Source organism: Bradyrhizobium sp. 14AA (assembly GCF_054185205.1).
In genome coordinates, this window is the sequence record NZ_JAVAYM010000001.1 from 411,220 (window position 1) to 425,142 (window position 13,923).

Sequence of the window (13,923 nt, forward strand, 5' to 3'; positions counted from 1 at the left end):
GTGCACGATGACCAACGCCTTCACGCCCATCGAAATCCAACGTCCCACCATCCTTGAGTTCGGCAACGGTACGATCACGGCCGCGGCCCGGTTCGCGGAGCGGATCGGCGCCAGGCGGCCGCTGGTGATCTCCGACCCCTTCAATGCGCGCCGTGTCGACACGCTGGCGCTGCCGGGTGCGGTGAGGGTGTTCGGCGACGTCAAGCCCGAGCCGGACCTGCCCAATCTCGAGAAGGCGGTGGCGCTGGCGAAGGAGGTCAAGCCCGATCTCGTCGTCGGCTTTGGCGGCGGCAGCGCGATGGATCTCGCCAAGCTGGTTGCGGTGCTCTGCACGTCCGACGTGGCCTTCGCCGACATCGTCGGTCCGGAAAAGGTCGCCGGCCGCAGCGTGGCGCTGATGCAGATTCCGACCACCTCGGGCACCGGCAGCGAGGCCGGCACCCGCGCCCTCGTCACCGATCCCGTCAGCCAGAACAAGCAGGCGGTGCAGAGCCGCTTCATGCTGGCCGATATCGCCGTCGTCGATCCGGATCTCACCATGACTGTGCCGAAGGGAGTCACCGCGGCCACCGGTGTCGATGCGCTGGCGCATTGCGTCGAGGCCTATACCAGCCGCAAGGCGCATCCGATGATCGACCTCTACGCGCTCGAAGGCGCGCGGCTGGTCGGGCAATATCTCAAGCGCGCGGTGGCCGACGGCGGCGATCGCGAGGCGCGTGCGGGGTTGTCGCTGGCCTCGCTCTATGGCGGTTACTGCCTCGGGCCGGTGAATACGACTGCCGGCCACGCGGTCGCCTATCCACTCGGTACGCGCCACCATGTCGCGCATGGCCTGGCCTGCGCGGTGATCTTCCCGCACACGCTGGCCTTCAACATGCCCGCGGTCGAGGCCAAGACGGCGGCCGTGCTGGCGGCGCTCGGCCTGTCGGAACGAAACGATGCAAAGGGGACGTTCGAGGCGACTTATGAGTTCTGCAAGAACCTCGGCGTCGAGATGCGGCTGTCCGCGCTCGGCGTGCCCAAGGATGATCTCGGCGTGATGGCCGACGAGGCGCATGCCATTCGCCGTCTGCTCGACAACAATCCGCGCGACCTCAGCCGGGATTCGATCCTGAACATGTACGAGGCTGCGTTCTAGCCATCTCCGCCGCTCGCGGGCGGCGGCAATCAACAACAGGGAATACAGAGGAAACTTCGATGAGATCGATGTGGCTTGTTCTCGCCTCAGCCGTGCTGCTGGCGACGTCGCCGGCGAAGGCGCAGGAGGCTTATCCGTCCAAGCAGGTGACGGTGATCGTTCCGTTCGCCGCTGGCGGCACCGCCGACATCTTCGCCCGCATGGTGTCGAACCATTTGCAGGTGAAGCTCGGCAAGCCGTTCGTGGTCGAGAATGTCGGCGGCGCCGGCTCGATTCTCGGCGTGACGCGGTTGGCGAAATCGGCGCCCGATGGCATCACGCTCGGCCTTGCCAGCACGTCCGCGCTCGCGATCAACCCCACGCTCTATGGGCCGAAGCTCAGCTACCAGCCGGACAAGGACCTTGTGCCGGTCGCCCAGATCAGTGTCGTGCCCAACGTTCTTGTCGTGAACCCCAACAAGATCAAGGCGCGCACCGTGCCGGAGCTGATCGCGTACCTCAAGGCGAACCCGGACAAGGTCTCGTTCGGCTCGGCCGGCGTCGGCACCTCGCAGCATCTGGCCGGCGAGCTGTTCCAGCAGATGACCGGCACCAAGATGGTGCACGTGCCCTACAAGGGCTCCAGCCAGATGCTGACGGACCTGCTCAGCGGCCAGATCGATCTCGCCTTCGACAACGTGCCGCTGCTGCTGCCGCAGGTGAAGACCGGCCAGCTCGCGATGCTGGCGACGGCCACGCCGAAGCGCGCGGCCTTCGATTCCGAGGTGCCAGCCGTCGCTGAATTCCTGCCGGGCTTCGAGGCCGTCGCCTGGCACGGCTTCTTCGTGCCGGCGGGTACGCCGAAGCCGATCATCGAAAAGCTCTCCGCCGAAATCCGCAGCTTCATGCAGCAGCCGGAGACGGTGCAGAAGATGGCCGAACTCGGCGCCGCTGCGGTCGCGGTGGATTCCGAACCGTTCAAGGCCTACATCGCCTCCGAGACCGAGCGGTGGAAGAAGGTGATCGAGGCCGCGAACATCAAGCTGGAGTAGGCGGCCACGTCGCTGCTCCAGGAGTATTCGAGATGACCGCGAGACGCGCTTGATCAGTTCATCGGCTCTTTGAAAGTGCATGTGACGCCGATCGAGCCGTCCGGGTCCTGCCGCAGCGCCGGGCTTGAGACAGAGACGGTGCGATAGGGATCCGCGAAAGCCTCGCGCATGTGGATCATCAGTGACTTGTCGTCCAGCGTCATCAACCGCCCCGGCGCGAGTGGCCCATCGGCTGCTGCTCGCGCCACGCAATATTTGAAATCCACCGAACCATACGCGGGAAGCGCGAATAACTTGCGGCTGGGCGGGTCTGTCGGCCGTTCCACCACCCATTCCACCGATGATCCGAGCGGCAGAATTGCGCCGGGAGGCCGGGCGAGAAACGAGCGAAACTCGCCGCTGCTCTGGTTCTTGATGAAGAAGAGGACGTCTCCGCTGACCTGAACGGCAAGACCGGCAAGGATCTCATCGCCGGCGTCGATCGGGAGGTTGTCGATCAGCGTGATCGCTTGTGGCGGCGGCGCGGCCGCTCCATCGGAGGCAGAGTTGCGCCACCACTCCCACCACGCAAAATGCTGGGGTTTGTGATTGGGCCAGTGGCCGGTGCCGATTTGAGGCAGGGAAATGTTCGGTGTCGTGCCGTTGTGGCCATCGAGGCCCACCCACAACAACGATCTTGGATCGTTCGAGGGCGTGAAAAGCGCCGGTGCCGACGGCAGGCTCACCTTCGGCGCGCTCCATCCGGCCGAGGCGAAGACGATCCGCTCGGGCGCGGGCGGAGCGATGAGCGCACCCGACCAGTTCAACAGCGATTGGAGCGGACATCCCAGCAACGGAGGATCGATGGTGCTGAATGTCGGCCGTCTTGCCTTGAAAGGGGACGACACGAGCCTCTTCCAGAACCCGAACAGGCGCGGCTCGCCGTCGGCATCCGGCTTTTGCGGAATGCCGTAGAGATCGAGCTTGTCGGGTGTTGCGTCGAGGAGATTGAAACCGTCGGGCACGACTTCGTAGAAGCCGTAGCTGTCATTCTCCGGCATTTTTCCCTCCCGTGAAGACGCCGGTGTCCTTCCACTCCTGCTTCGCGTTGTCGACGAGCTCTGTGAATTTCGGCAGGTAGGTCCGATCCAGGAGAATTCTGGCGGTGATGGCCTCCGCCAGCTTCACCCCGGCCCGGGTATCCGATGGATAGTGAAGGCCGGCGATCTCGCGATTCCGCGAAACTCTGTCGGCAAGAACGCGAAGCGACCTTGCGATCGTGCTTCTCGCAGGGGCATCCGCCATGGGATCACCGAGCCATTTCGGCATCACTTCCGTCAGGAGCGCCGCAAAAACGTGGGATTGAGTGGCGTGGCCGCTGGGAAATGAGGCGTGCCCGCCATGCTGGATCGGCGACATCAGTCCTGGGACCACCTGTGTGGGGCGCGGACGATTGAAATGCGCCTTGTAGTGCATCGAGATCAGCGCGGTGAGCGCATCGGCGACGATCAGCATGCGCGATGTCGCCGGATGTGTCGTCGCCGTGGCGGACACGAGGTGCAGGAACTTGCTGATGAACTCGTCGGCCTCGGTCAGGATTTCGTCGATCGCGTCGGTGCGCTCGGAGAGCGGTACGTTGGTCATCTTTCTCAACTTGGCAATGTCGACGTCGAGATCGCCCGCCCATGGCGTCGGTCCGGCGCCGAGCAGCGCAAACCCGCCGAGTCGCTCGAGCCAATCTGCCCGACTGGCAAGATCGGACATCACGACCCACGCGTACCACCGGGTCGACCAGAGCCGCGTGCCGAAGCCGGTGGGATTGAACCTTACTTCGCTGATTCCGGGATCTCCTGCGAACGGGAGATTGGCGCGATCGGCGAACAGGGCGCCGCCTGGTCCGCCAGAGCCGCCGTATCCTCCATAGCCACCGTACCCTCCGTAGCCGCCATAACCGCCGTAACCGCCATATCCCCCGTATCCGCCCGCCATGTGAGCCTCCTCTGTTAAGATTTGTTGGTGTCGTGCTGGGTGTTTCCGTGCCGAAATGTCGATGCCAGTCGCGAGAGCGCGGCTTCGATGCGCGTCAGGGTCGGTTTCGGCCATGGCGACATCGCGATCCACTTCAGGTCGAGCTCACCTGCAGTCACGAGTGGCCGGGCAAAGGACTTGGCCTCGTCGAGGCGTTCGCTCTCCACGAGGGCCGCGACGAGGACGCGCAGGTTCACCTGGTTGTTGGGCAACAGGGCCGCGACCTGGGCCGCGTGTTCGATGGCGGAGTTGAGATTGTTCGTGGCAAAGTGGGCCTGAGCCAAAATCATCTCGGCGAACCAGGCGTGCCGGTCTCTCGGTGACAGGCGCAGGTTGATCGCCGCATCGTCGAGTGCGTCCTGGTAATTTTCGCAGCGAACGTGCACGGCGGCACGGTACGCGAATGCGAGCGCCAGGTTCGGCGTGAGCTCGATCGCACGGTCAAGCTGCCTGAGCGCGCCGATATGGTCGTGCTTGCACTGCGACAGCGTGTAGCCGCCGACGGCATTGGCGAGCGGATCGGCCGAGTTGCGCTCCAGCGCCCGTTCGGCAAGTGCCCGCGCGGTGTCGCGCTCGCTCAGTGCATTCGCCGACCAACCGCGCGTCACGCGTTGCATGTGCCAGATCGCGCTGTAGGACAGGGGCGGGGCCCAATTGGGGCTGAGGACATGGGCCCGCTCGAAATTGGTGCGTGCCGTCACGAATGTCGTGTAGTCGGGACTGAACATCTGATCATAGCCAACCAGCGCCAGCTGATAGGCGTCGAGATCGTCTGGTCTCTTCTGCATTGCGCGATGAAGCTCCCGGTCGCGGACTTGGGGCGCCAGCGAGCGAATGACCTCGACGGCGATGCGATCCTGCAGGTCGAAGACGTCGGCTGCAGTCCCGCTGAGGCGGTCGACGCGGACCACTTCGACCGTTTCGGCGGCAACGAGCTCGGTCGAGATCCGGATCTGATCGCCGGCACGCTGAATGCTTCCATGAAGCAGGTATTGCGCGTTGAGATCGCGGCCGATTGCGCGCAGATCCGGTGTCTGCGTCATCGGGATCATGGTCGAACCGCGGGAAATGACGAACAGCTCCTTCAAGCTCGACAGGGCCTGGACGACGCTGTCGACGATGCCGATCGTGAATTGAGGCTCCAGCGTTGGCGACAGCGCGCGAAAGGGGAGAACGGCGACCGAGGGCCGGCTCGCGGCAAATCCGGCCAGTCCGATCGCGGGCGACGCCACGGGGGACGGGGCCGGCCGCGCGACAGTTTCGGGCTGCTGCTGTCTCAGGCCGGCAATCAGGTCCTGTGTGAGCTTGTGCGGCTCGATATCGTAGGTGTCTTCGAGCTGGCGCCAGAGCCGCGCATAGATCGCGAGCGCCGCACCGATGCTTCCGGCCGCGACGTGCGTCTTGATGAGAACGCGAACGGCCAGCTCGTTCTCGGAATCCAGCCGGTAGATGGCCTTGGCCGCAGCCTCCGCGGTGGCCGTGACGTCTGTTTGGCCCTCGTCGGGCAGCAGCTTGGTCAGCGCGCCGATCAGCCGTTCGTGGATCAGCGGCCGCGTCTCTGCAAGCCATTCCGAAAAGGCCGGATCGATGCCTTCCAGGTCGTCGAGAATATCGTCGGTCAGGCGTTCGTGCGCGAGCAGGGTCGGATGGACGATGCCGCGCTCGGCATCGGAGACGATGTCCATCACGTCACATGCCACCTGCTCGATCTCGAGTGCCACGTGGGTCTGGTCTGCGTGGAAATGCGAGCAGCCGCGCCCCTTCAGCTCGCGCTGGATCTGACTGAGGGATTGACGCAGCGAACCCTTCGCGAGCGGGTCTTCCTTCTCGCTCCAGAGCAGGCCGACCAATTTGGTCCTGGGCAACTGGCGCGCGGAGGAGAGCATCATGTAGCCGAGCAGCGCTTGCGCCTTTCGGCCGAGCCCGATCTCGTGTCCGTCCACCGACGCTGAAAATGCTCCGATGATATTCAGCCGCAGGCGGCCGGTCTCGCCCGCGCCAACCGCCTTGTCGCCGTCGACTCCCGACATCTCGTCCCATTCCCCGTCGACATCGTCGACGACAATATAGGAGGGCAGGTCCCGGGAGCCTGGGTTTGGTGGAATGGATATAATCGGTTCGCGTTGTCCGCGAAGCCAATGACACGTGAGCTCAGGAGTACAGCCCGCCGGATCTTGTGCAATGCGTGAATGGTACATCTTGCGCGATCAAATGGTCAAGCGTTGCTGGCTGATCGAAGTGCGCCTTGCGGGCGAATGAGAAAGCTCCTCACTTCGAGCCGACGAGCGTGAAACGAGCGTGAATGGGCGAGTCTTCGGCCATCTGCGCCACGCACGCGATCCGGTTGCAGTCCGTCGGCAACTCATGCGCGAGTAAGATCTGACTTGTTCGCCAGCCGATATGCCGCGGGCCAGTGCGGGGGACGATGTCGCGGCCGGTATCGTGTGGTGGCGAGTCCCGGCCTTTGGCCGCGGCATCTTGCGTGCGCGGCCGATTCACGGGCATTTCACGATCAGCTTCGCTTCGCTGGCCATGTTGCGTCCGTGACCGGAAGGTCGCGTAACTTGGCAGAGGAGAGAAGCATCATGACTGTCCTGCTGAGAAATACCTTCAAGGCCTGGATCGACCGCGCACCGGGCGTGCCGCCCAAACTGATCATGATCGGCGACGTGCGGGTCCCGACCAATGGCTGGCAGGCCCGGCTGACCAAGCGCTCGCCGCAGGGCATCAATCCGAAGATCCTGATCCTCGATGTGAGCGCGCAGCAGCCGGTCGGCGCAGCGCAGGAGCAGATCACCACGATCCCGCTGCGCTACGAGGAGAGCCCGCCGCAGGACGAGTACGGCCAGGTGATGATCGCAAACGGCAGGGGCGAGATCGTCGTCAACATCGGACGCCCGCATTAGTGGGATGTCGGGGCCGGAATGGTCGTGTCCGGATCCTGCCCGGGAGCTGACAAGACCCATCCACCGCAGCGCTTGCCAGCCCAGAGCCGAGCAGGTAGAACGCTGCCACGCCTGAGCCGTGATTTGCGCCAAACGCGCATCCGGCCACAGCTGGACAAGTCAGTAAGACATTGAATTTGTTCGGCTATTCCGTTGGGGAATGGTGTAACGGTAGCACAACAGACTCTGACTCTGTTTGTCTTGGTTCGAATCCAGGTTCCCCAGCCAATTCCAGGCGGTTTCCCTCAAGTGAATCCAGCGGCTTGGCTCGCCGCATCGTCCCGGTGCTAGCTTGGTTTGCTCCGGGCCGGCTTCTTCTTCGCGGCTGTTTTCTTCTTTGCCGATGACTTCTTCTTTCCGTCCTCGATGGTGAAGGGGCGCGCGGCCATGAAGGCCGGATTGCTCGCGCCCACCAGCGACAGCCTGGGCGACTGATCCGGCGGCATCTTGGCGGCGATGGCGGTATGGAAGCGGCGGTAGGATCCCTTGAACGTGCCGCCGTTCCAGACGGTCTTCAGCGTTCCCGTGAACAGGCCATTGAACGTGCCGTCCTGCGAGAGCTGATTGTCCTGACAGCCTGAGATCAGCAGCACCGATGCCTTGAGCTTGGCGAAAGTCTCGGACAGCTTGCGCCGCTTCAGGATGGGATCGTAGCTCTTCCTGTTGCTCTGGTAGACGCGCAGCGCCACCTCGTCCGGCATTGCGCGATAGACGGTGCCGGGGGCGGCACGTGCTCTGGCCTGGTAATGCAGGGCCTTGGCCACGCTGCCGCTGTGGCAGCTGTCCGAGAGCAGCAGGATGCGCACTCCCGCGGCAAACGCGCCCCAGGCCGAGTACAGCTCGTCGTCGACGAGCTCGCCGTCGAAGAGGCACCAGGTCTCGTCCTTGCCATCAGGCTCGTCGCCGTTGAGGTCCGGCAGCTGGCCGCCGTGTCCCGAATAGGTCACGAAGAACGTATCGCCCGATTTGAGGGATTTTGCGGCGTGCGCGATGCCGCCCAGAACGGCTGCACGTGTCGCCTTGCGGGTCAGGAGCTTGGTCGGTGCGAAGCTGCGGGTATGGGCGAGGTCGGCCATGTCGTTGGCGTCGGCCTCGCAGGCGTTGAGGGGGCCGCTCCAGCCTTCGTAATGCTGCGGGTCGACCGAGTTCAAACCGATATGCAGGGACATGCCTGTGGCCATGATCAATTCTCCAAAGCCTGATCGCTCGATGTCAGATGCTCGCTATCTCTTCTTTTTCGCCGTCTTCTTTCTCACGGGCGCGCGCTTGCGGCCGGTCTTGCGCGGGCGGCTGGACGATGTTTTCGGGCCGGTCGGCGCGGTGGGGGCGGCGCCTTGCGAATTGCCCCATGGTACGGGCGCATTGCAGCGGATCCTGGCGCCGACCAGATTGGGCGTCTGGTTGTATCGCATCCGCTTCAGCTTCGCCGTGACGAGATCGTTCAGCGTCTTGAAGGAGGGATTTTCGTTCTTGGCTCTCAGCTCGCGCAGCGTGCCGGCCATGGAGTAGGTGTAGACTCCGTAGGACGTCACGCCGTCCCGGTATTCGTAGGAGAGCTGCTGCTCCTGACAGGCCTCGAGCAGGATCGGCATGTAGGGCCCGAAATGATCGAGCTCCTTGCGCGTCTTGTCGTAGTCCTTGTCCGGCTTGGTTCGCAGCATCATCGCGCGCCCCAACCGTTGCGTGGCGCCGTTCTGCCCGAGGAAATCGGCGCCGTTCTTCCTGTCCTTCAGGCTCCGGTTCAGCGGTGTGAAATCCCGCGGCACCCACATCCGCTCTTTCGCGTCCCACTTCAGCGCGCGGTGCCTGATGTCGTCGGGAGGGCTCAGTCCGCGCACGCGGGGACCGCCGTCGCGCGTCAGTCCACCCGAATGGCAGCAATCGAGCATCGCCACGAAATAGCTGTCATAGGGCAGCTGCGAGTACAGCTCGGCGAACTGGCGGTCCAGGATCGCGTGAGCCGGGGACCAGTCGAAATCATAGGGAACGAGACATTCGTCGACGTGATCCGGCTCGCCCTGGATGTTGTAGCGCGGAATCTGGGCGCCATGTCCCGAGTAGAACAGCATGCGCTCGTCGCCGTCGCGAACGCCGTCGAGCAGCCAATGCAGCCGGTCCATGATTCCTTGCGTGGTCGCGCGATCGTTGAGGACGATGCGGATGTCCTCCGGCTCGAAACCGCTCTCCTGGAGCACCGAGCTCATGAGGAAGACGTCGTTGACGCAGCCTTCGAGCCGGCTGGCCGGATCGGGGTAGTCGTTGATGCCGATCAGCAAGGCGCGGCGGTTGGGTTTGACCGCAAGGCTCGCCATCTCGCGCGCAGCGCTCACGATCGCGCGCGGCTCAGGCGTCGGCGCCGAGTCACGCCACACGGTCGCAACCGTGCTCGTGTGCGACAGGTACCACGTCGCGTCGTGATTGAGCGCATCGTTGGGAACGTCGAAGGCCACCGTGACCTGCTGATAATTATCGGCCCGGACGTCGAGCGGATAGGTCAGCACGTGATCGTCGGGATTGTAGAGGTGGTACCATCTTCGGCAGGTCAGGGGCTGGATGCGGCCGGCAAACACGTCACGCACCGCCGGATTGCCGATCTGCGATCCGAAGCTGACGAAGATCGCGTCCTTGATCGCGTCGCGCTCGTGCAGGAAGGTGTCGTAGCAGATCAACGAGCCGAGGCTGTGGGCCAGGACCATGTCGTAGGTCCTGGCCTCGATCTTGTCGAGAATGACCTGGCGCAGGTCCTTGCGGAGTTGCTCGTCGGTCGACCATTGGGCGACCATGCCCGCGGTCCATTTGATGACGGCCGGGATGTCGCCGATGCCGCGTGCACCGGGCAGGAGGTCGCCGATGCCGTGAACGACCGCGCTTGCCAGCAGCTTGGCTGTGGCCGCGGCGTAGGTCAGGGGATTGAGCGGGGCCTTGTCGAAGAGATCGTCGTAGCGAACGAAGTCGATCGTCAGCTGAACGTCCTGATCGACCGCCCCGACGGCGTGGGTGATGGCCTTGGACCAGGACTGCTGAAATCCGGAGTCGATCTCCGCGTGGCCCACCCCGTGGACGCAGAGCAACGAAAGGCGGGCGCTCATGAAAACGGCCCTCTGAAATTCAATCTGAAATAGCTGTTAAGCAGGCGTGAACGCCAGGGATGATGTCGCGGAGTTGCTACCTCTGGATGTGAAATGGATCACGAAATCTGCGCGACAGTTTGCCTCACCTTGCGCGCGTCACGACATGTCGGCTCACTGGGTGTTCCATCGTCCTTGGGCCATGCAACCCGAGGAGATCCGTGATGCCCTATGTCGATGGTTTCGTGCTGGCCGTGCCGAAGGACAAGATCGAGGCCTACAAGGCACTGGCGAGGACCGCTTGCGCGATCTGGATGGAGCACGGCGCGCTCGACTACGTCGAATGCATCGGCGACGACGTTCCCTATGGCGAACTGACGTCGTTTCCGCGCGCAGTGATGGCGAAGGAGGAGGAGGTCGTGGTGTTCGCCTGGATCGTCTACCGCGACCGGGAGACCCGCGATGCCGTCAACAAGAAGGTGATGGCGGACCCGCGGCTGAAAATGGACGGCATGCCGTTCGACGGCAAGCGCATGATCTATGGCGGCTTCACGACGCTGCTTCGGGCGCGCGAGGTTGCCGGCTGAACGGCAGGACGAAGGCCTATCTCGGCGGAGGTTGACCGACCTCCGCCTGAAGCAGCAGTGACAGGCAGCCGGCAAGCCGTGCCTCCATCTCTTTCGACGGAAGCGACAGCGGGCCCGGATCGTTGAGGATCGCGTTCACCAGCGTGCCCAGCACGACCTGGAAGCCGAACGCGATGGTGCGCGTCTTGGCCGCCTTGCGCCCCTTGCCCATGACCGGCAGCAGGAGAGGGGTGCCGCGCGCGGTGGTGGCGCGGGCAAGGCCCTTGAACGGCGTCCACTTGTCCGGGTGCGTGTCGTCGTGCTGAAGCGCGGCGCGCAGCACCCCCTCATGGCTGCGCATCCAGACGATGATGCCGCCGATGATGATCCGGCAGAGCTGGTCGAGCTCGGCCGTTTTCGGCGCCGTGCTTCCCATCTCCTTGAGCCGCTGCTCGCCATCGCGCGCGGCCAGCGCCATCAATGCGTTGAAATAGGCCTCCTTGCTCTCGAAGCGGCTGTAGAAGGCGCCGACGGTGACGCCGACCTCCGTGCAGAGCGTCTCGATCGAGAGTTCGGCAAGGCTGCGTGTCCGCAACATGGCGGCGCCGGCGCGGAGCAGCGCCAGCGTCGTCTCCCGGCTGCGCTTCTGGCGCGACGGGGCAACGCCCGGCAAATCGAGGTCGCGAAATCCGGGCTCGTCGGAACTTGGCCGCATCCGTGCTTGCATCCGCCAAAAATCATAATCATAATTCGGATTATAATTTAGGCCGGAGAGAGCTGCGGGTCAACCGCAGCCGTCGGCATCGAAGGCGAGGAGCAGATGAGCGCAGGCAGCACGCCGTTCCGCGGCACCGTCGGCAAGACGGTCGCGGAGTCAAAGCCCTGGTGGCCGGAGGGGGCTAGGCCGCCCGAGGGCGCGCCGAACATTCTGGTCGTGCTGTTCGACGATGTCGGCTTCTCCGATTTCGGCTGCTACGGCTCGGCCATCAAGACCCCGACCATCGACCGGCTCGCCGCGGAAGGCTTGCGCTACTCCGGCTTCCATACCACGGCGATGTGCTCGACGACGCGTGCCGCGTTGCTCACCGGGCGCAACCATCATTCCGTCGGCGTCGGGTGTCTCGCCAATTTCGATTCCGGCTATCCTGGCTACCGCGGCAAGATCGCGCGCGAGGCCGGGACGCTCGCCGAGATGCTGCGCACCCACGGCTATCGCAACTACATGGTCGGCAAGTGGCACGTCACGCCGCTGACCGAGAGCGGCGCCACCGGCCCGTTCGACGGCTGGCCGCTCGGGCGCGGCATCGATCGCTTCTACGGCTTCCTCGACGCCGAGACCGACCAGTATGCGCCCGAGCTCGTGTCCGACAACACGCATATTGATCCGCCGGGCACTCATGCCGACGGCTATCATTTGACCGAGGATTTGATCGACCAGTCGATCCGCTTCATCGGCGATCACGTCGCCGATCGTCCTGACATCCCGTGGCTGACCTGGGTCGCGCTTGGCGCTTGCCACGCGCCGCATCAGGCGCCGGCCGACATCATCAGAAACTATGACGCCTCATTCGCGCACGGCTGGGACGTCGAGCGCGAGCAGCGTCTCGCCCGCCAGAAGGCGATGGGACTCGTGCCTGAGGACACGCGGATGCCCGCGCGCAATGACGGCGTGAAGGCCTGGGAGGAGCATTCGGCCGACGAGCGCCGCGTCTTCACCCGCCTGCAGGCGGCTTTCGCCGGCATGCTCGACCATTCCGACCGCCATCTTGCCCGTCTCGTCTCGTTTCTGGAGACGGCCGGCATTCGCGACAACACCGCGATCATCGTGATGTCCGACAACGGCGCGAGCCAGGAGGGCGGGCCGCTCGGCTTCGTCAACGCGATGGGGCCGTTCAATTTCAAGCCGGAGCCGATCGCCGAAAAGCTCGCCCGCATCGACGATATCGGCGGTCCCGACACCCACAGCAATTTTCCGCATGGCTGGGCGATGGCGTCCAACACGCCGCTGCGCCGCTACAAGCAGAACACCCATGGCGGCGGCATCCGCGATCCCTTCGTCATCAACTGGCCGAAGGAGATCGCGGCCAAGGGCGAGCTGCGGCACCAGTTCGTGCATGCCTGCGATCTCACGCCGACGCTGCTTGAGCTGATCGGCATCGAGGCCCCCGCTGATATCGCGGGTTGCCGGCAGATGCCGCTGGAGGGCGAAAGCTTTGCACGCTCGATCGAGGACGCATCTGCGCCGTCAAAGAGCTCGCCGCAATATTTCGAGATGTTCGGCCATCGCGGCCTTTGGCAGGCGGGGTGGAAGGCGGTCGCCTTTCATCCGTCGGGGACGCCGTTCGAGAACGACAGATGGGAGCTGTTCCACCTCGATGAGGATTTCTCGGAGACCGACGACCTCGCGACCAAGGAGCCGGAGCGGCTTAGCCGGATGATCGCGACATGGTGGGAGGAGGCCGAGAAGCACAGCGTGCTGCCGCTCGACGACCGCTTCGGACCGCGCTTTGCCGAGAACGCCGCGCGCTTCCACGGTGCGCGCCACCATTTCGTCTTCCACGCCGGCATGGGCCACGTGCCGACCGACGTCGCGCCTGATGTGCGCAGCCGCAGCTACACGATCGAGGCGCATGTCGAGCTCGAGGAGCAGGGCGCCGATGGCGTTCTGATCTCGCACGGCGATGCGACCTCGGGCTACAGCCTCTACGTCAAAGACGGCCATCTGGTGCACGATCTCAACATCGGCGGCAGCCACCAGATCGTGCGCTCTGAGCGGAAGGTGCCGTCAGGCGCGCGACGGCTCGGCGTGCATGTCGAGCGTCTCGTGCGCAACGAGCCGCCGGCCAAGGGCTCGCGCACCGGCGTCACCGAATACACGCTGCTGATCGACGGCGAGGCGGCTGGCGTGCTCAGGACCCAGCTCGGCTTCCACACGCTGATCTCGTGGTCGGGCCTCGACATCGGCCGCGACCGCGGCAGCCCGGTGTCGCATTACGAGGCGCCGTTCGAATTCGCCGGCCGACTGCTGCGCGTCACGGTCACCATGCACAATGATCAGAGGCTCGACGGCGATGCCGTCGGCAACGCGCAGATGGCGCGGCAGTAGGAGGAACCGGTGTCATGCCCCGCGAAGGCGGGGCATCCAGTACGCCGCGGCTTCTCGGTTCT

At 64.4% G+C, this 13,923-nt stretch carries 11 protein-coding genes and 1 tRNA gene; 6 read left to right on the forward strand and 6 right to left on the reverse strand.

The genetic code is table 11. The features are described from left to right. Nucleotides 1–7 precede the first annotated feature (7 nt). Together RAD15_RS01800 and RAD15_RS01805 are read left to right on the forward strand one after the other, a co-directional pair. Nucleotides 8–1,138 carry an iron-containing alcohol dehydrogenase gene (locus RAD15_RS01800; protein WP_458173786.1) on the forward strand — a complete coding sequence of 377 codons (1,131 nt, stop codon included), beginning with the start codon at nt 8–10 and terminating at the stop codon, nt 1,136–1,138. 59 nt (nt 1,139–1,197) lie between these two features. Further along, complete coding sequence (locus tag RAD15_RS01805) at nt 1,198–2,169, forward strand: Bug family tripartite tricarboxylate transporter substrate binding protein (RefSeq protein ID WP_458173788.1); 972 nt, start codon at nt 1,198–1,200, stop codon at nt 2,167–2,169. Between the two features lie 53 nt (nt 2,170–2,222). On the opposite strand, the gene RAD15_RS01810 is transcribed toward RAD15_RS01805, so the two are convergent. From RAD15_RS01810 to RAD15_RS01820, 3 genes are read right to left on the reverse strand one after another with little or no spacing between them, the layout of a single operon-like run. Then, nucleotides 2,223–3,209 carry a G1 family glutamic endopeptidase gene (locus RAD15_RS01810; RefSeq protein WP_458173790.1) on the reverse strand — a complete coding sequence of 329 codons (987 nt, stop codon included), beginning with the start codon at nt 3,207–3,209 and terminating at the stop codon, nt 2,223–2,225. Then, a complete protein-coding gene (locus tag RAD15_RS01815) occupies nt 3,196–4,251 on the reverse strand; it encodes a phosphatase PAP2 family protein (protein ID WP_458173792.1) in 1,056 nt (351 codons plus the stop codon). The genes RAD15_RS01810 and RAD15_RS01815 overlap by 14 nt, the downstream gene beginning before the upstream one ends. Further along, nucleotides 4,152–6,206 (reverse strand): BTAD domain-containing putative transcriptional regulator, encoded by a 2,055-nt coding sequence (locus RAD15_RS01820; RefSeq protein ID WP_458173794.1) that lies wholly within the window; start codon nt 6,204–6,206, stop codon nt 4,152–4,154. Before RAD15_RS01820 ends, RAD15_RS01815 begins: the two co-directional genes overlap by 100 nt. A 555-nt stretch (nt 6,207–6,761) precedes the next feature. Here RAD15_RS01820 and RAD15_RS01825 point away from each other — a divergent pair. After that, nucleotides 6,762–7,082: a hypothetical protein gene (locus RAD15_RS01825; RefSeq protein ID WP_458173796.1), complete on the forward strand. Its 321-nt coding sequence runs from the start codon at nt 6,762–6,764 to the stop codon at nt 7,080–7,082. A 193-nt stretch (nt 7,083–7,275) separates the two neighbouring features. Further along, nucleotides 7,276–7,349: transfer RNA gene (locus tag RAD15_RS01830), tRNA-Gln, on the forward strand. Between the two features lie 59 nt (nt 7,350–7,408). Here RAD15_RS01830 and RAD15_RS01835 read toward each other — a convergent pair. Both RAD15_RS01835 and RAD15_RS01840 read right to left on the reverse strand, forming a co-directional pair. Beyond that, entirely contained in the window at nt 7,409–8,302 is an 894-nt protein-coding gene (locus tag RAD15_RS01835; protein WP_458173798.1) for a caspase family protein, read from the reverse strand. 42 nt (nt 8,303–8,344) lie between these two features. Then, a complete protein-coding gene (locus RAD15_RS01840) occupies nt 8,345–10,210 on the reverse strand; it encodes a caspase family protein (RefSeq protein ID WP_458173800.1) in 1,866 nt (621 codons plus the stop codon). 203 nt (nt 10,211–10,413) lie between these two features. Here RAD15_RS01840 and RAD15_RS01845 point away from each other — a divergent pair, with 203 nt between their 5' ends. Further along, the gene (locus tag RAD15_RS01845) at nt 10,414–10,776 is read left to right on the forward strand and encodes a DUF1428 domain-containing protein (RefSeq protein ID WP_458173802.1); all 363 of its coding nucleotides are present in this window, start codon (nt 10,414–10,416) and stop codon (nt 10,774–10,776) included. Between the two features lie 16 nt (nt 10,777–10,792). Here RAD15_RS01845 and RAD15_RS01850 read toward each other — a convergent pair whose 3' ends face one another. Next, on the reverse strand, nt 10,793–11,470 hold the full coding sequence (locus RAD15_RS01850) for a TetR/AcrR family transcriptional regulator (RefSeq protein WP_458173804.1): 678 nt from the start codon (nt 11,468–11,470) through the stop codon (nt 10,793–10,795). A gap of 105 nt (nt 11,471–11,575) precedes the next feature. Between RAD15_RS01850 and RAD15_RS01855 the strand changes: the two genes are divergently transcribed. Next, nucleotides 11,576–13,861, forward strand: a complete 2,286-nt coding sequence (locus RAD15_RS01855) for an arylsulfatase (RefSeq protein WP_458173806.1) — start codon at nt 11,576–11,578, stop codon at nt 13,859–13,861. Nucleotides 13,862–13,923 lie beyond the last annotated feature (62 nt).

What these genes read in the sequence shown, in the direction of transcription:
- RAD15_RS01855 (WP_458173806.1), top strand. Translation starts at nt 11,576, where the DNA reads ATGAGCGCAGGCAGCACGCCGTTCCGCGGCACCGTCGGCAAGACGGTC.
- RAD15_RS01800 (WP_458173786.1), top strand. Translation starts at nt 8, where the DNA reads ATGACCAACGCCTTCACGCCCATCGAAATCCAACGTCCCACCATCCTT.
- RAD15_RS01820 (WP_458173794.1), bottom strand. Translation starts at nt 6,206, where the DNA reads ATGTCGGGAGTCGACGGCGACAAGGCGGTTGGCGCGGGCGAGACCGGC.
- RAD15_RS01850 (WP_458173804.1), bottom strand. Translation starts at nt 11,470, where the DNA reads ATGCGGCCAAGTTCCGACGAGCCCGGATTTCGCGACCTCGATTTGCCG.
- RAD15_RS01840 (WP_458173800.1), bottom strand. Translation starts at nt 10,210, where the DNA reads ATGAGCGCCCGCCTTTCGTTGCTCTGCGTCCACGGGGTGGGCCACGCG.
- RAD15_RS01815 (WP_458173792.1), bottom strand. Translation starts at nt 4,251, where the DNA reads ATGGCCGAAACCGACCCTGACGCGCATCGAAGCCGCGCTCTCGCGACT.
- RAD15_RS01845 (WP_458173802.1), top strand. Translation starts at nt 10,414, where the DNA reads ATGCCCTATGTCGATGGTTTCGTGCTGGCCGTGCCGAAGGACAAGATC.
- RAD15_RS01810 (WP_458173790.1), bottom strand. Translation starts at nt 3,209, where the DNA reads ATGCCGGAGAATGACAGCTACGGCTTCTACGAAGTCGTGCCCGACGGT.
- RAD15_RS01825 (WP_458173796.1), top strand. Translation starts at nt 6,762, where the DNA reads ATGACTGTCCTGCTGAGAAATACCTTCAAGGCCTGGATCGACCGCGCA.
- RAD15_RS01805 (WP_458173788.1), top strand. Translation starts at nt 1,198, where the DNA reads ATGAGATCGATGTGGCTTGTTCTCGCCTCAGCCGTGCTGCTGGCGACG.
- RAD15_RS01835 (WP_458173798.1), bottom strand. Translation starts at nt 8,302, where the DNA reads ATGGCCACAGGCATGTCCCTGCATATCGGTTTGAACTCGGTCGACCCG.